Annotated in this window: 21 protein-coding genes; 16 read left to right on the forward strand and 5 right to left on the reverse strand. The window is 49.8% G+C overall.

From position 1 onward, the window contains the following. Positions 1-17 precede the first annotated feature (17 nt). Positions 18-344 carry a pyrophosphatase gene (locus tag GC178_03855; GenBank protein ID MBI1286692.1) on the reverse strand — a complete coding sequence of 109 codons (327 nt, stop codon included), beginning with the start codon at positions 342-344 and terminating at the stop codon, positions 18-20. A 77-nt stretch (positions 345-421) separates the two neighbouring features. Between GC178_03855 and GC178_03860 the strand changes: the two genes are divergently transcribed. The 10 genes from GC178_03860 (at position 422) to GC178_03905 (ending at position 9,761) form a co-directional block, all read left to right on the forward strand. Continuing rightward, positions 422-1,342 (forward strand): hypothetical protein, encoded by a 921-nt coding sequence (locus GC178_03860; GenBank protein MBI1286693.1) that lies wholly within the window; start codon positions 422-424, stop codon positions 1,340-1,342. 87 nt (positions 1,343-1,429) lie between these two features. After that, entirely contained in the window at positions 1,430-1,933 is a 504-nt protein-coding gene (locus GC178_03865) for a hypothetical protein (GenBank protein MBI1286694.1), read from the forward strand. A gap of 125 nt (positions 1,934-2,058) precedes the next feature. Further along, the gene (locus tag GC178_03870) at positions 2,059-3,393 is read left to right on the forward strand and encodes a hypothetical protein (GenBank protein MBI1286695.1); all 1,335 of its coding nucleotides are present in this window, start codon (positions 2,059-2,061) and stop codon (positions 3,391-3,393) included. Positions 3,394-3,542: 149 nt separating this feature from the next. Next, positions 3,543-4,484, forward strand: coding sequence for a hypothetical protein (locus GC178_03875; protein MBI1286696.1), 942 nt, complete (start codon positions 3,543-3,545; stop codon positions 4,482-4,484). After that, positions 4,466-4,903 carry a hypothetical protein gene (locus GC178_03880; protein MBI1286697.1) on the forward strand — a complete coding sequence of 146 codons (438 nt, stop codon included), beginning with the start codon at positions 4,466-4,468 and terminating at the stop codon, positions 4,901-4,903. The genes GC178_03875 and GC178_03880 overlap by 19 nt, the downstream gene beginning before the upstream one ends. Before the next feature lie 23 nt (positions 4,904-4,926). Continuing rightward, positions 4,927-8,484 (forward strand): T9SS type B sorting domain-containing protein, encoded by a 3,558-nt coding sequence (locus GC178_03885; GenBank protein ID MBI1286698.1) that lies wholly within the window; start codon positions 4,927-4,929, stop codon positions 8,482-8,484. Beyond that, a complete protein-coding gene (locus GC178_03890; GenBank protein ID MBI1286699.1) occupies positions 8,474-9,019 on the forward strand; it encodes a hypothetical protein in 546 nt (181 codons plus the stop codon). Before GC178_03885 ends, GC178_03890 begins: the two co-directional genes overlap by 11 nt. 73 nt (positions 9,020-9,092) lie before the next feature. After that, complete coding sequence (locus tag GC178_03895; protein ID MBI1286700.1) at positions 9,093-9,320, forward strand: DUF433 domain-containing protein; 228 nt, start codon at positions 9,093-9,095, stop codon at positions 9,318-9,320. Next, positions 9,317-9,400 carry a DUF433 domain-containing protein gene (locus GC178_03900; protein MBI1286701.1) on the forward strand — a complete coding sequence of 28 codons (84 nt, stop codon included), beginning with the start codon at positions 9,317-9,319 and terminating at the stop codon, positions 9,398-9,400. Before GC178_03895 ends, GC178_03900 begins: the two co-directional genes overlap by 4 nt. Positions 9,401-9,563: 163 nt before the next feature. After that, positions 9,564-9,761 carry a DUF433 domain-containing protein gene (locus GC178_03905; protein ID MBI1286702.1) on the forward strand — a complete coding sequence of 66 codons (198 nt, stop codon included), beginning with the start codon at positions 9,564-9,566 and terminating at the stop codon, positions 9,759-9,761. Positions 9,762-9,838: 77 nt separating this feature from the next. Here GC178_03905 and GC178_03910 read toward each other — a convergent pair whose 3' ends face one another. Continuing rightward, positions 9,839-10,291 carry a D-tyrosyl-tRNA(Tyr) deacylase gene (locus GC178_03910; protein ID MBI1286703.1) on the reverse strand — a complete coding sequence of 151 codons (453 nt, stop codon included), beginning with the start codon at positions 10,289-10,291 and terminating at the stop codon, positions 9,839-9,841. Positions 10,292-10,357: 66 nt separating this feature from the next. Here GC178_03910 and GC178_03915 point away from each other — a divergent pair, with 66 nt between their 5' ends. From GC178_03915 to GC178_03940, 6 genes are all read left to right on the forward strand, one after another. After that, positions 10,358-11,794, forward strand: coding sequence for a DNA polymerase III subunit epsilon (locus GC178_03915; protein MBI1286704.1), 1,437 nt, complete (start codon positions 10,358-10,360; stop codon positions 11,792-11,794). Positions 11,795-11,854: 60 nt separating this feature from the next. Next, the gene (locus GC178_03920; protein MBI1286705.1) at positions 11,855-12,874 is read left to right on the forward strand and encodes a hypothetical protein; all 1,020 of its coding nucleotides are present in this window, start codon (positions 11,855-11,857) and stop codon (positions 12,872-12,874) included. A gap of 74 nt (positions 12,875-12,948) precedes the next feature. Further along, positions 12,949-13,590 carry a hypothetical protein gene (locus GC178_03925; GenBank protein MBI1286706.1) on the forward strand — a complete coding sequence of 214 codons (642 nt, stop codon included), beginning with the start codon at positions 12,949-12,951 and terminating at the stop codon, positions 13,588-13,590. A gap of 7 nt (positions 13,591-13,597) precedes the next feature. After that, a complete protein-coding gene (locus GC178_03930) occupies positions 13,598-14,419 on the forward strand; it encodes a thymidylate synthase (protein MBI1286707.1) in 822 nt (273 codons plus the stop codon). Beyond that, the gene (locus GC178_03935) at positions 14,416-14,892 is read left to right on the forward strand and encodes a dihydrofolate reductase (protein MBI1286708.1); all 477 of its coding nucleotides are present in this window, start codon (positions 14,416-14,418) and stop codon (positions 14,890-14,892) included. Before GC178_03930 ends, GC178_03935 begins: the two co-directional genes overlap by 4 nt. Before the next feature lie 35 nt (positions 14,893-14,927). Next, positions 14,928-15,773, forward strand: a complete 846-nt coding sequence (locus GC178_03940; protein ID MBI1286709.1) for a hypothetical protein — start codon at positions 14,928-14,930, stop codon at positions 15,771-15,773. Between the two features lie 5 nt (positions 15,774-15,778). Here GC178_03940 and GC178_03945 read toward each other — a convergent pair whose 3' ends face one another. The 3 genes from GC178_03945 to mqnB form a co-directional block, all read right to left on the reverse strand. Then, entirely contained in the window at positions 15,779-16,339 is a 561-nt protein-coding gene (locus tag GC178_03945; protein MBI1286710.1) for a hypothetical protein, read from the reverse strand. A 3-nt stretch (positions 16,340-16,342) separates the two neighbouring features. Further along, complete coding sequence (locus tag GC178_03950) at positions 16,343-17,179, reverse strand: 1,4-dihydroxy-6-naphthoate synthase (GenBank protein ID MBI1286711.1); 837 nt, start codon at positions 17,177-17,179, stop codon at positions 16,343-16,345. A 152-nt stretch (positions 17,180-17,331) separates the two neighbouring features. Next, positions 17,332-17,967 (reverse strand): futalosine hydrolase, encoded by a 636-nt coding sequence (gene mqnB / locus GC178_03955; GenBank protein MBI1286712.1) that lies wholly within the window; start codon positions 17,965-17,967, stop codon positions 17,332-17,334. Positions 17,968-18,030 lie beyond the last annotated feature (63 nt).

Raw genomic sequence — 18,030 nt, forward strand, 5'->3', positions numbered from 1 at the left:
CGCGATGAATTGCGTCTCTACCGCAATTTAGGATTGCTCTGATGACGGTCTGCATCGCGGGCCGTTTTCTTTTCAAGGTTCTTCTTGAGTGCCTCAGTTAGATCTACACCCGTCTGATTGGCCAGACACAACAGCACGAAAAGCACATCAGCCATTTCATCCCCAAGGTCCTTGTCTTTGTCACTTTCCTTTTCCGACTGTTCTCCGTAACGTCTGGCAATGATGCGCGCCACTTCGCCCACCTCCTCGGTGAGCATGGCCATGTTCGTCAATTCATTGAAATAGCGGACACCTGTGGTGTTGATCCATTGGTCAACGGTTCGTTGGGCCTGTTCGATGGTCATGTTTCTGTTATTCTGTTGACAAAGAAAGAAAACAACCCATGATGACTCGATCTGAACCTGTAACTTAGGACTCCTCAATGCGGACACCACGTCAATTCATCCTTTTTTTCGCGCTTGCCGCAATGTTCTTTGGCTGTTCCAAAGACCCGGAACTCGTTCCCGACAATAATGCCCCGTACTATGCTGAGGTTTCGGATCTGCTGATAGAGAATTACATCAACCGTGTGTTTATCGATCAGATCGGGCGCGAACCGCTGGATGCAGAGATGAACTCGAACCGAGAGACCTTGAAAGCTGCCGATCTGAGTTTTGAAGCGCGTGAGGCGATGATCCTGAAACTGCAATCGAACACGGATTTCATTGAAGGCGACATTTCTTACAAGCATGCTTACTACAACCGTTTGTATGAGCAATGCAAGGCGCGTTTCATCGAAGCTGCCTCCAATGCAGAGATCCATGCAGTGATGGGGCCAATAGCCGGTGGAATTCTACCCGATTCATTGAACGGAAACTGGGAAGGTGTTTACGACAGGCACGAACAGGTGGCCAAACTTCAGGCAATACTCGATTCCGAATCCGACTATTTCAATGGTGATATTGAGATCAAAGACATGTGTGCGGCCATGATCAACAATGCTGTTTATGACGAGATCAACATGAACACGTTCAATTTCGTGAACGCCAGTTTCGACAACCTCTTCTTCCGCTATCCTACACAGGCGGAATTCTATGCCGGGTTCAACATGATCGAATACAATCAACCGGCAACCATTCTTGGGAAACCGGGTCAGAACAAGAACGAATATGTTGACATTCTGGTGAACTCCCGCGAGTTCTATGAAGGATTGATCGTGTGGTCGTATAAAGTACTGTTGGCACGCGATCCATCAACCGCAGAAACAAATGATCTGATGGTTGATCTTTTTGTGGATCACGACCTCCAGAAGGTTCAGCGCGCCATTATGGTGACGGATGAGTATGCACACTTTGAGCAGTAGGAAATGATGAAATTTAAACAGTCGATAGTTTATGGTCCATGGTCGGTAGTCCACGGTCTGCGGACTATGGTCTATGGACTATGGACCATGGCACGCAATAGCCGCCTCGATCATTCTGTTTTTCGGCTTGCACTGTTCCTTTTCACCCTTACCACAGCAGGCTGCCAGAAAGACAAACTCTATGAGGTCAACGAAGAGACGATCCTTCCTCCGAATGCGAACAAGACAAAACTGAAGTCCGATCAGCAGTACATCGCCATTCTTTACGCCAACCTTTTTCAGACGGCACTTTCAAGCGACAATCTATTTGAGGCAAGCGAATGCGTACTTGCCTTTGGCGACAAAGACCTGGTGCACGAAGTGCTCATCAGCAATTACATGAATTCGGGTGGCGTGATCCTGCCGAGTGAACAGGAAATGCGTGCGGACCTTGATGGTTTCATCACCGAAACATACAATCGGTTCCTTGTGCGCAACCCGACCGAGGCTGAGCGGCAGTTCTTCAAGAATTACATCAGCACACACCCCAATGTGAAGCCCGAACTGGTTTATTTCTCATTCGCCCTTTCTAACGAATACCAATACTATTGAAAGATGAAGAGTCCACAGTCCATGGTCCACGGACCACAGTACAAGGCGACAGGCCCGTATTCCATGTACATCGGACCATGGTCTATGGACTATCGACCGTGGTCTAACATAATTCGTAACCATATATGAAAAGGAGAGGATTCATCAAAAAAGCAGCAGCGGCCACGGCCGGAGCATTTGCTGCGCCTTACATTCTCCCTTCGGGAAGGTTGTTCGCGGCCACGGGTTCGCAAATGGCGGAACATGTGGTTATGGTGATGTTTGCAGGTGGGGTGCGCCAGCAGGAAAGCATTGAACAGACCTACTTGGCGCAAAGCCAGCAAATTCAGGTGGAAGGAAACATCATGTTCAACATGCTTGACGGAGCACCACCAACGCAGAAGGTCGTGTTCGGAACAAACGGAAATCTGACCGGAGACACGCCCATTCCGCAGATTCTGGGTTCCACCATTCAACAGCAGGGAACGCTTTTCAAGGAAGTGCGCAGCAGCCACGCAGGGCATTACGGAGGCATGAACGCCCTTCTGCAAGGCAATACGCTCTATTCGCAAGGCCTGCGCCAGAAACCGATCAATCCGACCATTTTCGAATACACGCGCAGGCATTTGGGTGCGCCTGCATCAAAAGTTTGGTTCGTGGGCAACGGCATCGGCAATTCCACTCCGCTCATGAATTACAGTCATCATGCAGATTATGGGGCGCAGTATGGTGCCAATTTTCTTGCTCCGAGCATCACATTCGGAAGTCAATCTCCCGGTCAGGAACATCTCTCCAACGCCAAGGTGTATCACCCTGAAGAAGAACTCGACCCGATCTACCAAATGAAGTACTTCCTCGATAACAATTTTGAGAATGTTGGAGGAACGATCGACACCATTTACAACACGGAGGAAGAAAAGCAGAGCATCAAACTCTTCCTTCGGGAGATGTACAATTTGGGAGGAAATATTGCCAAGCCACCTGTTGACGACAACAACGACCTGAACACGGTCGCCTACACGGTGGAAGTGATGAAGTGGTTCAAACCGACCTTGACCGTGGTGAATCTTGGCGTGGTTGACACGTGCCACAGCAATTACACAGGTTATCTGGCTGCGCTCCACCGAGCAGACCATGCGGTCGGTCATCTGTGGAATCAGATACAGCAGATTCCGGAAATGGCCGGAAACACCATTATGCTGGTAACGCCAGAATGCGGTCGCAACCTGACGCCTAATCCGATAAAAGACACGAACGACTGGTATGCTTTTGACCATTCAGATGCCAACACACAGCGGGTTTTCACGCAGATGGTCGGGCCGAACGTACCTGCCAATCTGGTTCGTGGTGGCGTTGGAAACCAAATAGGCGAAACGGCCGACAACTGTCCGACCATTGCGGAAATACTCGGTTTTAAAGATGATGTGATGAACAGCGGATTGATCTCATCCACCGCACAATCATTGTTTGATAGGATATGAGAATGAAGCTCGAAAATAATCCTCCGCCTCGTTCCTCGGCACCTCCTTTAAAAGGAGGATTGGCCCTCTTGTTCCACCTAAGGCGTATGGCTCGAAAGTGGAGCTTGCGGAACATTTGGAGACGGGGGATTTCGCAATTCAGCACCTCCTTGTTTCTTTATCTCTTTTCTCTTCTCATCCTTTCCATCTCCAGTTGCACCAAGGATGAGAAGAATCCGTTCGATGACCCGAACAATCTTCCGCCAGAGGACACCACCAATATCGAGAACATCGACCCGACCAGTTTTGTAGGCTTGCATCAGAACATCTTCAAACCGACCTGTGCCAATTCGGGCTGCCACGATGGAACCTTCGAACCTGATTTCCGCACCATCGAAAGTGCCTACAACACGTTGGTCTATGCACCTGTGGTGAAGAACAATCCGGCAGGAACTTACCAGTACCGCGTGAAACCTGGCAGCCTTTCAGAATCCATCATCTGGCTACGCCTGAATGAGGACATTGACGGCATTTCGGGCATCATGCCGTTGGATGCCTACTACAATCCTGAATCGGAATGGAACGCCACCAAAGCCGAACATCTGAGCAACCTCAGCACATGGATCATGAACGGAGCAAAGGACATGTTCGGAAACGCCCCAACCGTAAATGATCAACAACCGGGTATTTCGGGCATTTATGCGGAGGCTGATGGAGTACCATGCAACGGGGCCGACAGAATTGAAGTGCCTATCGGTTCTCAGAATGTGAACGTTTGGTTCTCCGTTCACGACAAGGAAACAGCCCTTTCCGATTTCCCTTACACCAAGGTAAAGATGAGTGGGAGGATCGATCAGTTCGATTCGACAGCAACCGTGTACGATCTACAGTTACTTGGCTCGCCCGAAACGCATCAGAACTTTCTTGGTGAGGCGGATGACTTCCAACACAAGTTCAGCTTCAATGTCGGTTCGTTCCCCGCCAATCTTGATACGACCTTTTATCTGCGTGTGTACCTGAAAGACCCCGTTCAGCCCGACACGACCGAAATTCCGCAGGACGGCAGCATGCTCTACATCAAAAAGTATTTCTCGTGGAAGTTCGTCAACTGATCATAGCGCTGTTGGCAGTTGCCTTCCTTGCATCTTGCAAGCAGGAACATTCAGACATCCCCGAGATCTCTGACCTGACCGTGGAGCCGATGAATGTGGCGGAATTCACCGATACGGTCATCATCAGTTTCAATTACTACGATTACAACGGTGACCTCGGCCACCCAGATCCCAACGTGGCGTCATTAAGCGTAAAGGACAGTCGCTTGCAATACGAAGACCTCTACCATGTGCAGCCGCTGGCACCTGTGGATGCAAAAGTGCCGATAGAAGGACGGCTTTCCGTTCGGTTGAACAACCTTTTCATTCTGGGAAATGACTCCATTGAAAAACTTCAGTTTGAAGTAAAGATCCAAGACAGGGCTGGCAACTGGAGTAAGTTGGTTGAAAGCGACACCATTACTGTTTACCGCCCTTGAATTCGGAGCGGAAAAGTTCAATTATGAACATGACCTCAGCCACAGATTCTCAGATTTTCGCAGGTCCCTCAGAGCAGGTATCCGAAAAAATGATGTGGTCAGTGTTGAGGCTTCTGCTCGTTTTTTCATTTTTCATCTTTCACCTTTCATCTTTTTCACAGACCACCTACCCGCTTGTTGGCAATATCACTACAAACGATTGCGAAGGTTATTTTACCGATAGCAATGGTGGATTGAACGGGGAAGATTACACGCATGGCGAGGATTACACCTTCACCATCTGCGTACCGAATGCGATCAGCATTGAAATGACCTTTTTCGAGTTCTGCTCTGAGCAGGGATTCGACATCATGACCTTTTATGATGGTCCGAACACGAGTTCGCCACAGATCGGGTCGCCCGTTTCGGGTCAGAATCTCCCGCCTTCGGTCATTGCCACTTCCGGATGCCTGACCGTTCATTGGATCTCTGATCAGGCGGGTGTGGCCTGCGCTGGCTGGTTGGCCTATTGGGAAGTGGAAGTGGCGCAACCAGACCCACCGACAATCACCTTCAACCCGAGTGCACCCACGTGTAGCACCGAGGTGGTCGTCATGACGTTTGATACACCTGTTCCGTGCGATTCGGTCTATCCGGCAGCGTTTGCGGTATCGGGCGGACAGACCGTGAGCAGCATCAACCCACTCAACTGCAATGCAGGAGAAGGAACGCAGTACGAGGTCACCTTCAGCCCAGGGCTTGACAACAGCGCCACGTACGACCTGCAATTCACCTATAACTATGCGGATGATTGCGACAATGAGTTCACCTTGGAGGCGGAAGGTTCACTAACGGTGAACGACTGTCCGTTGCAAGTGGAGGTTTTGGAAGAAAGCCCGACCGTTTGCTTGGGCGACTGCGTGGAGATATGGGCGGAAGTGACAGGTGGTGACCCAAACACCTACAATTACGCTTGGAGCAACGGGCTGCCCAATTCTCCGGGACCGCATCTGGTCTGTCCCACCACAAACACCACATATTCCGTGACCGTGAGCGATGCCGGACCTTCTGCCTCAGCTTCGGATCAGACCACCATCACGGTCATTCAACCTCCGGTCATCGACCCTATTCCGGCCGTGTGTGAAAATGAAGCACCTTTTGCCATTTCAGCCACGCCATCCGGAGGCAGTTGGAGCGGAACGCACATCAACGACCCGATCGGTATTTTCAGACCTGATTCTGGAGACGGAACGCCTTGGACCTACTACACCGACCTGAACGGCTGCACGGATTCCATTCAATCCACCGTTTACCAGATATGGGCGGGTTACGATCAGGCGTCCTGCCCGAATGCCGCGCCATTTCAGCTTACCAATGGCTATCCCGCAGGCGGAACATGGAGCGGCCCGAACACCACACCTGCCGGGATGTTCACGCCTTCATCGTCAGGAAGTTTCACCATTACGTATACTTCCGCAAACGGCTGCACCGACACCAAAGTTGTTGAGGTGGAGAACTTGGCCATGCCCTCCAACATTACGGTCTGCGAGTCAGACCCGCACTTCAATCTTACAGTCATTCCGTTCGGTGGTTCTTGGAGCGGAACGGGTATCACCAACTGGTATTGGGGCACGTTCGATCCTGCCACGGCCGGACCAGGAACGCACACCGTCACCTACACCATCAACGGTTGTTCGGGTACAGTTGACATTACGGTGAGCGAAATTGATGCGGGTGGCAACTACGTCATCTGTCCGCAAGAACCTTCCATCCAACTGAATGGTACACCTGCCGGTGGAACGTGGAGCGGCATCGGTGTTTCGCAAAGCGGCCTGTACGACCCGACCATTGCTCCTGACCTCACCAACGACACATTGACCTACTCGGTGAACGGCTGCACCGACACCCGCATCGTGTATGTGCAACAGACCAACATCATCGATTCAGTGCGTGAATTCTGCCTGTATGACGACCCGCTGACGCTGAATTGGGCAGGTGTTCACCGCTATCCGAGTGGTGGCATCTGGTCAGGAATCGGGACAGACAACAACGGAGATGGCCATTTTACGCCTTCGGTTGCTGGAGGCGGCACCTTCACCATTTACTATGAGGCCAACACGTGTGTCGATTCAATGGTGATGACCGTGCATGAAAACATCATGTTCGACACTTCGGTGTGTGAGGTGGGCGACCCGATTCAGTTGCAAGCATTGCCCGCTGGCGGAACCTGGGCAGGAGATGGCATCATCGACCCGACAGGGATGTTCGACCCGCAGCAAGTAGGAATCGGTCAGCATTGGGTCTATTATCAAGGGTCGAGCGGATGCTGGGATTCGTGCATGGTGGACGTGTATCAGCTACAACCCGCGCAGATCATCGGGTTGGAGAACACCTACTGTTTTGTGGATTCGGCCATTGCACTGATCGGAATTCCAAGCTTCGGGGTCTTTTCGGGAGATGGCATCACCGACACCATTTTCAATCCTTCGTTGGCGGGCGAAGGCATTCACCAAATTGCTTACGACCATGGCAGCGCGGGCTGCGAAGTGCATACCGACATGCTCGTTTCCGTTTCCGAACCCATCATGACCGATACGGTGGGCGGCTATCTCACCGTTTGCAAAGGCGATGCGGCAACCATCGGTGTAAGTGCCTCTGGTGGCAACGGCAGCAACTTCACCTATACGTGGAATCCGAATGTTTCCTCATTTGCCACACAAGAGATCTATCCCGACACCACCACCACGTATCACATCACTACGTGGGATGGCTGCTCCGAACCTGTGGAAGACAGCATTTATGTGTATGTCAAGGAACCCTTCAGCACAACTTTTGAGACCAGCGACCCGCTGTGCTATGGTTCGCAAGGTTACGCCACTGCCCAAGTGGATCCGCCTGGAAGCTACAGCTACGAGTGGCATTCCTCACCACCCAATTTCATGAGCACCATCTACGCGCCAGCGGCCACCACATACCAGATCACCATTACCGAGCTGGAAAGCGGCTGCGAATTCGACACGAGTGTGACCATTCCGTACTTCCCCAATGTGGCGGCCTACTTTACGCCCAACCCGAACGGAGCCTGTCTGTTGGAATCGGACCCAACGGCCGAGTTCATCGACCTGAGCCAGGGCGCTGCCAGCGGAACGTGGGATTTCGGAGATGGCACTACCGAAGATTACCAGTACGGGGTGTACCCCACGCACACCTATCCCGACACGGGAAAATACACCGTGACGCTGCATGTGGAAAATGACTCGGGCACCTGCACGGATGAGTTTGATTTTGAGATGTGTGTGCAACCCGAATTCAAGCTGTGGATACCGAACGCGTTTACGCCCGATGGCGATGGACTGAACGATTACTTTGAGATCGTTTCATCCGGCATTGTGGAGTTTGAACTACAGATATCGAACAGTTGGGGTGCCAAGATGTATAAGATGAACTCCATTGACGACCCGCCTTGGGATGGCACCTACCACGGAAACCCCGTGCAGCAGGACCGCTACATTTATGAGGTAATTGCCAAAGGCCGCCACTTGGGCGGGGTCAAATTCTACAAGGGAAGCGGGTATATTCACTTGTATCGGCATGGGAAATAAGTTCTTCTTTCTTGCCTCTCTGCTCGGATCTCTCCATTTGGGTACACAAGCTCAGGAACGTGGTCAGTCTATCCCTTGTGATCTTGTAATCAAAACTTTAGACTCCAGCGATATTTACAACCCAAACGACCCCAATGTACTATTCGCAGAAATAGTCATCGACAGTCTTTCTGAGTGGAAGACCTTGGACACACTAATGCTAAAGACCATCACCCAATTAAACGTTAGGGAAGACATGTATTTAGTTTCTGGGACGATTCCCCCATCGGATGAGTCGGCCAAGGAAATCTATGAGTGGACAATTTCAAAAGCTGCGGTTTACTACCATAGTTCAGACAATACCGAATTCGGAATAAGTCCGGATTACTATGAAATTTTAGCCGTAAGGCGAAAAAAAGGAGTTGTCGAGATCAAGGCCTCTGGCTATTGGAACAGTCAACCTATTCAATATGATCGAAGAAGAAAGGGGCGGTGGTATAGATTTACGATAGAGCGAATCGGAAGAAATTGCGTGGCCCTTATTCGAATGAATTAATCACTCCCTATCCTTCAAATCCATCAAAATAGTGCCAGGTCCATCGTTGATGAGTTGACTATCTTTGTAAGTAATGCAACTCAACGAACTTATTAGTATCGATAAGGACACACTTGGCGGGATTCCCGTGTTTGTTGGAACCCGTGTTCCTGTCGGATCGCTTTTCGAGCATCTGGAAAACGGTTACACGCTCGATCAGTTCATCGAGCAATTCCCTTCGGTGAAAAAAGAACAGGCACAACAAGTGCTTGAATTGGCCAATCAAGCGTTGCTTTCAGGAAACTATGGTCAGGTGGCATGACCAATGATGAGATCATTGCCGATTTCCCAAGCCTGAAGAAAGAACACATTCAAGCCGCTTTGGAGTTCAGCAAAAGTTAGTCTGTCATGCCGAACTTGTTTCGGCATCTGTTATACAAGTAGATGCTGAAATGAATTCAGCATGACCGAAGCTAACCTTACTCCCTATCCTTCGAATCCATCAAAATCGTAACAGACCCATCGTTGATGAGTTGACTATCTTTGTAATGCAACGAAAATTCAGATGGCGAGCTACTTGAAATATATTTCGATCAACCCAGAGATTCGTTTTGGGAAACCATGCATCACGGGTACGCGCATCTCGGTAGGCGATATTCTCGGCTGGCTGGCAGCTGGCATGACCAACGATGAGATCATTGCCGATTTCCCAAGTCTGAAAAAAGAACACATTCAAGCGGCTTTGGAGTTCAGCAAAAGTTAGTCTGTCATGCCGAACTTGTTTCGGCATCTGTTTTACCAGTAAATGCTGAAATGAATTCAGCATGACCGAAGCTAACCTTACTCCCTTTCCTTCGAATCCATCAGAATGGTAACCGGCCCATCGTTGATTAGTTCCACATCCATCATGGCTCCGAACACGCCACTTTGAACAGGCTTTCCTAACGTTTCGGCCAATTTGGCCTTGAACTGTTCGTACATCGGTTCGGCCTGCTCGGGGCGCGCGGCCTTGATGTACGATGGGCGGTTGCCCTTTTTGGTGCTGGCATGCAAGGTGAACTGCGAAACCACCAGTGCTTCTCCTCCGCTCTCTTCCAACGAAACATTCATCACGCCTTCGGCATCATTGAAAATGCGCATCCGCGCGATCTTGCCGCACAGCCATTCGGTGTCTTCCAAGGTATCGGCCGCCTCTATTCCCAAAAGGATGAGAACTCCTTGGTCGATGCTGCCCACCACGTGGCCTTCGACCGTTACCGAAGCCCGTTTTACCCGTTGCAGTACCACTCTCATGCTGCAATGATAAACATGTTTCCGGCCTGACATCAAACCCCTGCTCAATTGCATATTTTTGAACCGATGTCAAAACCCGGTGCCGATCAACTTTCGCTTCCTCTTACGCAGTTTGCGATCGTTGATATTGAGACCACAGGCACCATCCACGATGGCAAGATCACGGAGATCGCCATCATCATCCACGATGGAACACAGGAACTGGAGCGCTTTACCACGCTGCTGAACCCCGAACGGCCCATTGACCGCTACGTGGTGAAACTGACGGGCATTACTGACCAGATGGTGGCCGATGCACCTTTGTTCGCGGAGCATGCCGAACGCATTTTTGCCATGACGGAGAACCGCGTTTTTGTGGCGCACAACGTTTCGTTCGACTACGGTTTTCTGAAGAAGGAATTCGCGCAGCTGAAAATGGAGTTCAAGCGCGAAACGCTGGACACCATCGACATCTGCCGAAGGATCATTCCGGGGCTTCCCTCCTACAGTTTGGGAAAACTGTGCGCTACGCTGGGTATTGAAATGGACAGTCACCACCGCGCGTTGGACGACACGGCAGCCACGGCCACGCTGTTCCAGATGCTTTTCCAGCGCGATTCATCAACTGTGCTCAGTCGCATAAAACCCGACATGCCCGATGTGCGCATTCCGCCCAATCTGCCTGCCTCCGAACTTGAAAATCTGCCGACAGGCGCGGGTGTCTATTACTTCTATGATGGGGACGACCAGATCCTGTATGTGGGCAAGAGCATCAACATCAAGAAGCGGGTGCTGAGTCATTTTCATCCGAAGGAGAAAAAGAAATGGGCTGAACTGTGGAAAAATGTGCATTCCATTTCGTTTGAGGAAACGGGCAGCGAACTGGTGGCGCTGCTGTTGGAATCGCAGGAGATCAAGAAGCTGCAACCGCCCATCAACCGATCGCAGAAGAAGCCTTATTTCCCGTATGGGATCTATGAGACGCGTGATGAGAACAACTACATCAACCTCAGCATCAAACGAAAAAAGAATCTGGAAGGCGACCCGCTGTTGGAAATACGCAGCTATTACGAAGGAAAGCGGCTCCTTTTGAAACAGGTAAAAAAGCATGAGCTGTGTCAATGCCTGCTTGGGTTGCATAAGATCAACGGCAATTGTTTCCATTACCAGATCAAGAATTGCCGCGGTACCAAAATGGGTTATGAATCGCCCGAGGAATACAACGAGCGGGTGGCGCAGGCCAAGTCAGGGCTTGGCCTAACGATCGAAAACACACTTGTGATCGGTACTGGCCGAACGCAGGAAGAATACTCGCTGGTGCAGGTGGAAGATGGCAAATACGTGGGCTATGGTTTTATTGAGAAAGATGAGGCCAACCAACCGCTGGAGCACATTTTGGAACACATCCGCCACCAGAATGACAACCCCGATACGCGAAATATCATCCGCGCGTATCTGGCCAAGAACAAGAAGGACAAGGTGATCCGCTATTATAAAACTTCCGACCACGGCCGGGATTTCTGACTCACTTTTGTCAGGCTGAGCGGGGTTTAACTTTCTAAATTTGCGCGGCAACCCACCCACATGAAAACACAACGATTCAACCTCCTGTTGTTGGCCGCATGCGGTCTACTTTGGCAATTTGTGGCCTGTACGCCCAAAGAAACCCGCAAACCCATCGAAGTGGTGTTCTACAACGTAGAGAACCTGTTCGACACGATGGATGACACGCTAACGCTGGATGATGAGTTCCTCCCGGACAGTGCCAAGCAATGGACGGAAGAGCGTTACGACAAGAAACTGGCTGACCTCGCAAAGGTGCTGACCGCCATTTCGGTGGATGGACTTCCTGAAATTGTAGGTGTTTGCGAGGTGGAAAATCGCCAAGTGGTGGAAGACCTTTTCCACACGGATTCGCTCGGCAAGGCCAATTTCAAAGTGATCCATGAGGACAGTCCGGATGCACGCGGCATCGATGTGGCGCTGGCCTACAACGCGGATGTTTTGAAGGAACTCTACCATGAGAAGCTTCGCTATTCATTCCCATTTGAACCCGAGACCACGACCCGCGACATCCTTTACGCCAAACTCCTTTCGGGAGATGATACGATCCATGTGTTCGTGAACCATTGGCCATCCAGACGTGGCGGACAGGAAGCAAGCGAGCCGAAACGATTGAAAGCAGCAACTGTGCTTCGCACGAAGATTGATTCGGTGCTGCTGAAGGACCGTAATGCCAAGGTCATCGCCATGGGCGATTTCAACGATTACCCGAACAACCGATCCATGACCGAGGTGATGAACTGCGAACCCGGTGCCAACCAGATGCTCACCAATCTCACATACAACTTCCACCAGAATGGATTGGGCACCTACAACTATAAAGGCGAATGGGGCATGCTCGACCAGTTCATTGTTTCGGACGGGCTGCTACAGGCAACATCCGGCTATGCCGTGAATGATTCTTCGGCCACCATTTTCAAAGAAGATTGGATGCTCTACTTCCCAGAAAATGGCGAACCATCGCCTAACAGAACCTACGGTGGACCGAACTATTACGGTGGATATTCCGACCATCTTCCCATCCGTTTGATCCTTCGATGATCCGGAGGAAAAATTGTTGATACAAGACCACCTGCCGACCACGACCCGAAATTGCAAGTGAGTATCTTTAGTGCATGTTTCGTTTACTGATAAAACCCGCGCTTTTACTGGCTGTTGCAATTGCCATCGCTTCCTGCAACAAGGACGATGAAAATCCACAGAACGGAGATCCGACCGCATTTTATGTTGAATTCACGGCTGATGGAACCACCATCCGCTACGAAAATGGCGTGGACGATTACGGGAATGGACCGGGAATCTCCACCTACGAGGATTCCATTGGAAGGCTGCACAGCGAGTTCACCACCTTCATTAAAAGTGCGCTGGATTCTGACTATCTGAAGAACAATTTTACGATTCAGATGGTGAAATTCTTCAGCGATACGCTGATGCCACCATACAGCGCGAGTTTCGCCATGTTCGATGTGGGAACGTACGGTTACGGTTCCTACACGCTCGATAGTTCCACCGCTGGAATCGATGGCGTGGTGATCAGCTACATTGACAGCGACAGCACGTTCTGGTCGAGCGATGTGCGGAACGGCAGCCAGGAAAGTTGGGCGAATTTCGAGATCACCTCGCACAAGGCATCTGGCGAGACACAGTTCGGAGGCAAGACGCAGGGTACGTTCAACTGCCGCGTTTTCAATGCAAACGGTGAGCACCTCGACCTGATGAACGGAAGTTTTTACGCACGTACCATTTACCCGCAATAACAGAAAGATGAAACAGTACCACGACCTGATGCGCCACGTGATGCAGACCGGAGCCGATAAGGCTGATCGCACAGGAACGGGAACACGGAGCGTGTTCGGCTACCAGATGCGTTTCGACCTGAACGAAGGTTTTCCGGTTGTAACCACCAAGAAACTGCACCTCCGCTCCATCATTCACGAATTGTTGTGGTTCTTGAAAGGCGACAGCAACATCAAGTACCTGAAAGACAACGGGGTTTCCATTTGGGATGAATGGGCGGATGAGAACGGGGAACTCGGTCCCGTGTATGGTGTACAATGGCGTTCGTGGCCTACGGCCGATGGCAAGAAGATCGATCAGATCCAGAAATTGATCGATGGCATCAAGAACAATCCCGATTCAAGACGCCATATTGTCAATGCATGGAACGTGGCCGAAGTGGAAAATATGGCGTTGCCTCCGTGCCACACCATGTTCCAATTTTATGTAGCCCCTCCTGACCTTTCCAAAGGGGAGAAAAAAGGAAAACTGAGCTGCCAACTCTATCAGCGTAGCGCGGATATTTTCCTCGGTGTCCCGTTCAATATTGCTTCCTACGCATTACTCACCATGATGGTGGCACAGGTATGCGATCTCGGACTGGGCGATTTCGTTCACACCTTTGGTGACGCACATATCTACTCCAACCACTTTGAACAGGTTGAACTGCAACTGAGTCGTGAGCTGCGCCCATTGCCGCAGATGAAGATCAATCCCGATGTGAAAGACATCTTCGGGTTCAAATTCGAGGATTTTGAATTGGTGAACTACGATCCGCATCCACACATCAAAGGTGCTGTAGCTGTATGATCACCATCATTGTAGCGGCCGATGAGAACAACGTCATCGGAAAGGACAACGACCTTATCTGGCATTTGCCGGACGACCTGAAATTCTTCAAACAGAAAACCAGCGGTCATCCCATCGTCATGGGGCGGAAAACCTATGAATCGGTCGGAAGACCGCTGCCCAACCGCACCAACATCATCATTACCAGAGATAAGGGCTTTCAGGCCGAAGGCTGCGTGGTGGTGAACGCATTGGATGAGGCACTTTCTGTTGCCAAGGATGATGAGATCTTTATTGTTGGAGGTGCAGAGATCTACAAACAGGCGTTTCCAATCACCGACCGTATTTACCTCACACGCGTTCATGGCACGTTCGATGGCGACCGTTTTTTCCCCGAACTCGGGAACGAATGGAAGGAAGTGGAAAGTGTATTGCATCCAAAAGATGAAAAACACGTATGCGCCTTTACCTTTAAGACCTACGAAAAGCATTAGTTCATTTACTTTACAACCGATTTCAACCAATAATAATGACCAAGAAATTCCAATTCTCCTTTGCCATTGCGCTTATTTCAGCTGCTGCATTTTTTGCAGGATGTAAAAAGGTCGTGCACATGGATATTCGGGCCGCAAGTAACAGTTCGGTGGCCTTTGCAGCATATAACGATGTATTTGAACAGGTGAAATTGGCGTTGAGCTTTGGCGATGACCTGGATCAACGTCCGGCCACGTGGCTTCTGCCCGCTTCGGTACATGCCACCGCCACGGTAACGCCTGTTGGAGCAGCATTCCCCAAAACGCTGACCATCGACTTTGGCAATGGAACCGTTGGGATGGATGGCGTGAACAGAAGCGGTAAGATCGTAGCCACTTTCGATGGCCCTTTCGGTAGCGAAGGTGCATCAGCCGAAGTGCTGTTTGTGAATTACACTACAGGGCAATATACTCTTGCCGGCACTTACACATTTACCAATAACGGAACAGGTTCTGGAAAACCGACATACGCAGAAACCGTGACAAACGGTGTGATCTCTTGGGGAACACAGGAAGTGCTTTGGAATGCCTCGCTTACCAGAACATGGGCCGAAGGTGACACAACAGACCTTACCTCTGATACGCTTGCTCTTACGGGCTTGACCGATGATGTTTTTACATTGACAGGAACTGCAGAAGGAAATGATTCGAACACGCATCCGTTCACATTGGAGATCACTTCAGGTGTAAAACTTCCATCCAACTGCAAATACATTACCGAAGGAATGGTGGATGTATCTCCAGCCAACTTCAACACGGGAAGTGTTGATTACGGAACGGGCGAATGCGACATCCAGGCCACCATTGAAGTAGATGGCGAAGTATTCAATTTTACGCTTTAGTCAAACTATCTGAGTTCGATTTTGTAAATAATCCGATCATAACTCAATTCATCCGTGCATTCAAATTGAATTGTCTCAATCGTCTTCTGATTGCGGATTTGAAAATATCGTTTTTCGAGAACTGTCTTTCTAACCTCTGGAATATTGAGCAATTCGTAATTGGTCAGAGCATCTAGCACCGCATCGATTGACTTTTGCGAACAATCAGGCAGATTGAAAATCGTTGTGGCAGAAAACTCAATGATTCTATTGCCTTCAGTTTTGGCAAATAACCCCGGCAAAGTACTTTCATCATTAAACCAGAAAACCGGTTGGTTCAGATTTTTGAAATAATCAATACCTGTTGAATCAGGCATCCCATTACTTGATGACAAGTAATCCCAACTCCAAAAATCTTTGTTTGTTGAATCTGATAAAGAAGAGTTTATCTTCAAATAAAGATTCTCGTAATTATAGTTTATCGGAATCAGCTCAATATTGATACTTTCTTGAACACTTTTATCATTGTGAGTTGATGTACAACCAATAAAAAGCCAAAACAGCAAAAGTAATCTCCTCTTTTTCATTGACTACGTACTGACAAAAACCGAATGCTCCACACCAGGCATTCCGAACTGTTTCCCTACCTCGTACATTTTTCGGATAGCGGCTTTGCCCTTTTCGCCAAGATCGAGTGAATATTGATTGACGTAAAGGTTGATGTGTGAACGCATCACGGCCTCGTCCATTTCCTGCGCGTAGCATTTCACGTAATCCTTGGACGCATCGGGATGATCGAATGCGAACCGCACGCTTTGGCGCAAAAGTTCATCAAATTGTTTGCGGATGATCGGTTTCACCCTTCGGTGGATGGCTATGCCGCCCAACGGAATAGGGAAACCCGTTTGCTGTTCCCAAACCTCACCGAGGTCAGCAATTTTCACCAAGCCTTTTTCCTGATAGGTGAAGCGGTTCTCGTGAATGATGACACCTGCATCAACCTTCTCTTTCAGCACCGCGCTTTCTATTTCAGAGAACAGGAATTCCTGCTTGTTCTGTGCTTCGGGATAAGCAAACGACATGAGGAAATTGGCCGTTGTGTTCTTGCCCGGAATCGCAATCTGTGCAGATCTGAGTTCATCCGAGGAGAGCATTCGTTTAGAAATGAGCAATGGACCGCAATTGTTGCCCAGCGCGCTGCCAGCATTCAGCAATTGGTAATGGTTGTGAACGTAAGCGTAGGCGTTGTAGCTGATCTTGGTAATGTCCAATTTGCCTTGCAGCGCCATGCGGTTGAGTTCTTCCACATCGGCAAGCACCACTTCCAGTTCAAAGCCGCCAAGGTTGATGCGGTTGTTGACCAGCGCATCGAAAATGAACGTATCGTTCGGGCAGGGCGAAAAACCCAGCGTGAGTTTAGAGGCCATCTTCGGAACGGATTTGAATGTGAGAAGGCAGAATTTTTTCACCAGATAAGGCGCGGAAACCGATAATAGCCATAGCTACTTGAGGCTTTCCGCAACGAAATATGGTGGAAAAAGACCAGTTCGTAACACAAAGTTCGTTTTGGAGATGACCTCTACGCTTCATCATTCAGCTTTTGGAGATAAACCGATACTTGTTGGTGAAGGTTCTTGATGGCCAACGGAATATTCCAATTGGCCGTGTTGCGTGGCTCTACCCTATTGGAAACGGAACGTAGCTGTACCCAAGGAATTCCGATTTTGGAACATACGTAGCCAACAGCCGCACCTTCCATACTTTCCACATCTGGGTTGAACTGTTCCTTCACCTTTCGGATGCTTTCGGCATTGCCATGAACACGGTTGACCGTGATTCCCGCCACGTTACGAAGCCCATTAACAGACACATCGGAACTGAACAAAAGGTCTTTCGTGTCCACCAATTTCATCTCATCGGCAGGGAGAAATTTACCGTGGTCTTCTGCACCCAGCTCCACCAATCGGTCGGTATGGACGTTAACGACCTCACCCAATTCAATCTCATCAGAAAACGAGCCTGCGATACCGATGTTGAGAACAAGGTCGAATTCAGATGCAGTCAATTTCTGCGTAAGCGAAAACGTGGTAGCAACCATCCCAACACCCGTTACCAAGGTCTCAATCTGCAGCTTGGATTGATCAAACGCTGAAGTATCAGGAAGTTCGCCAGAAGTGGCGGCAACGATCAATATGCGTTTGGGTGCTTGCGGCATGCGCCAAAGTTAGGCGATGCCCTAAGACTGGCATGCTGGTCATTGCTCAGAAAAGTCGGCAAC

The sequence above is a fragment of the Flavobacteriales bacterium genome (assembly GCA_016124845.1).
Classification (GTDB): Bacteria; Bacteroidota; Bacteroidia; order UBA10329; family UBA10329; genus UBA10329.

Coding starts and splice junctions, on each gene's coding strand:
- GC178_03855 (MBI1286692.1), bottom strand. CDS start 344: ATGACCATCGAACAGGCCCAACGAACCGTTGACCAATGGATCAACACC.
- GC178_03865 (MBI1286694.1), top strand. CDS start 1,430: ATGGCACGCAATAGCCGCCTCGATCATTCTGTTTTTCGGCTTGCACTG.
- GC178_03890 (MBI1286699.1), top strand. CDS start 8,474: ATGGGAAATAAGTTCTTCTTTCTTGCCTCTCTGCTCGGATCTCTCCAT.
- GC178_03895 (MBI1286700.1), top strand. CDS start 9,093: ATGCAACTCAACGAACTTATTAGTATCGATAAGGACACACTTGGCGGG.
- GC178_03940 (MBI1286709.1), top strand. CDS start 14,928: ATGACCAAGAAATTCCAATTCTCCTTTGCCATTGCGCTTATTTCAGCT.
- mqnB (MBI1286712.1), bottom strand. CDS start 17,967: ATGCCGCAAGCACCCAAACGCATATTGATCGTTGCCGCCACTTCTGGC.
- GC178_03900 (MBI1286701.1), top strand. CDS start 9,317: ATGACCAATGATGAGATCATTGCCGATTTCCCAAGCCTGAAGAAAGAA.
- GC178_03860 (MBI1286693.1), top strand. CDS start 422: ATGCGGACACCACGTCAATTCATCCTTTTTTTCGCGCTTGCCGCAATG.
- GC178_03935 (MBI1286708.1), top strand. CDS start 14,416: ATGATCACCATCATTGTAGCGGCCGATGAGAACAACGTCATCGGAAAG.
- GC178_03945 (MBI1286710.1), bottom strand. CDS start 16,339: ATGAAAAAGAGGAGATTACTTTTGCTGTTTTGGCTTTTTATTGGTTGT.
- GC178_03870 (MBI1286695.1), top strand. CDS start 2,059: ATGAAAAGGAGAGGATTCATCAAAAAAGCAGCAGCGGCCACGGCCGGA.
- GC178_03905 (MBI1286702.1), top strand. CDS start 9,564: ATGGCGAGCTACTTGAAATATATTTCGATCAACCCAGAGATTCGTTTT.
- GC178_03910 (MBI1286703.1), bottom strand. CDS start 10,291: ATGAGAGTGGTACTGCAACGGGTAAAACGGGCTTCGGTAACGGTCGAA.
- GC178_03950 (MBI1286711.1), bottom strand. CDS start 17,179: ATGGCCTCTAAACTCACGCTGGGTTTTTCGCCCTGCCCGAACGATACG.
- GC178_03925 (MBI1286706.1), top strand. CDS start 12,949: ATGTTTCGTTTACTGATAAAACCCGCGCTTTTACTGGCTGTTGCAATT.
- GC178_03930 (MBI1286707.1), top strand. CDS start 13,598: ATGAAACAGTACCACGACCTGATGCGCCACGTGATGCAGACCGGAGCC.
- GC178_03915 (MBI1286704.1), top strand. CDS start 10,358: ATGTCAAAACCCGGTGCCGATCAACTTTCGCTTCCTCTTACGCAGTTT.
- GC178_03885 (MBI1286698.1), top strand. CDS start 4,927: ATGAACATGACCTCAGCCACAGATTCTCAGATTTTCGCAGGTCCCTCA.
- GC178_03920 (MBI1286705.1), top strand. CDS start 11,855: ATGAAAACACAACGATTCAACCTCCTGTTGTTGGCCGCATGCGGTCTA.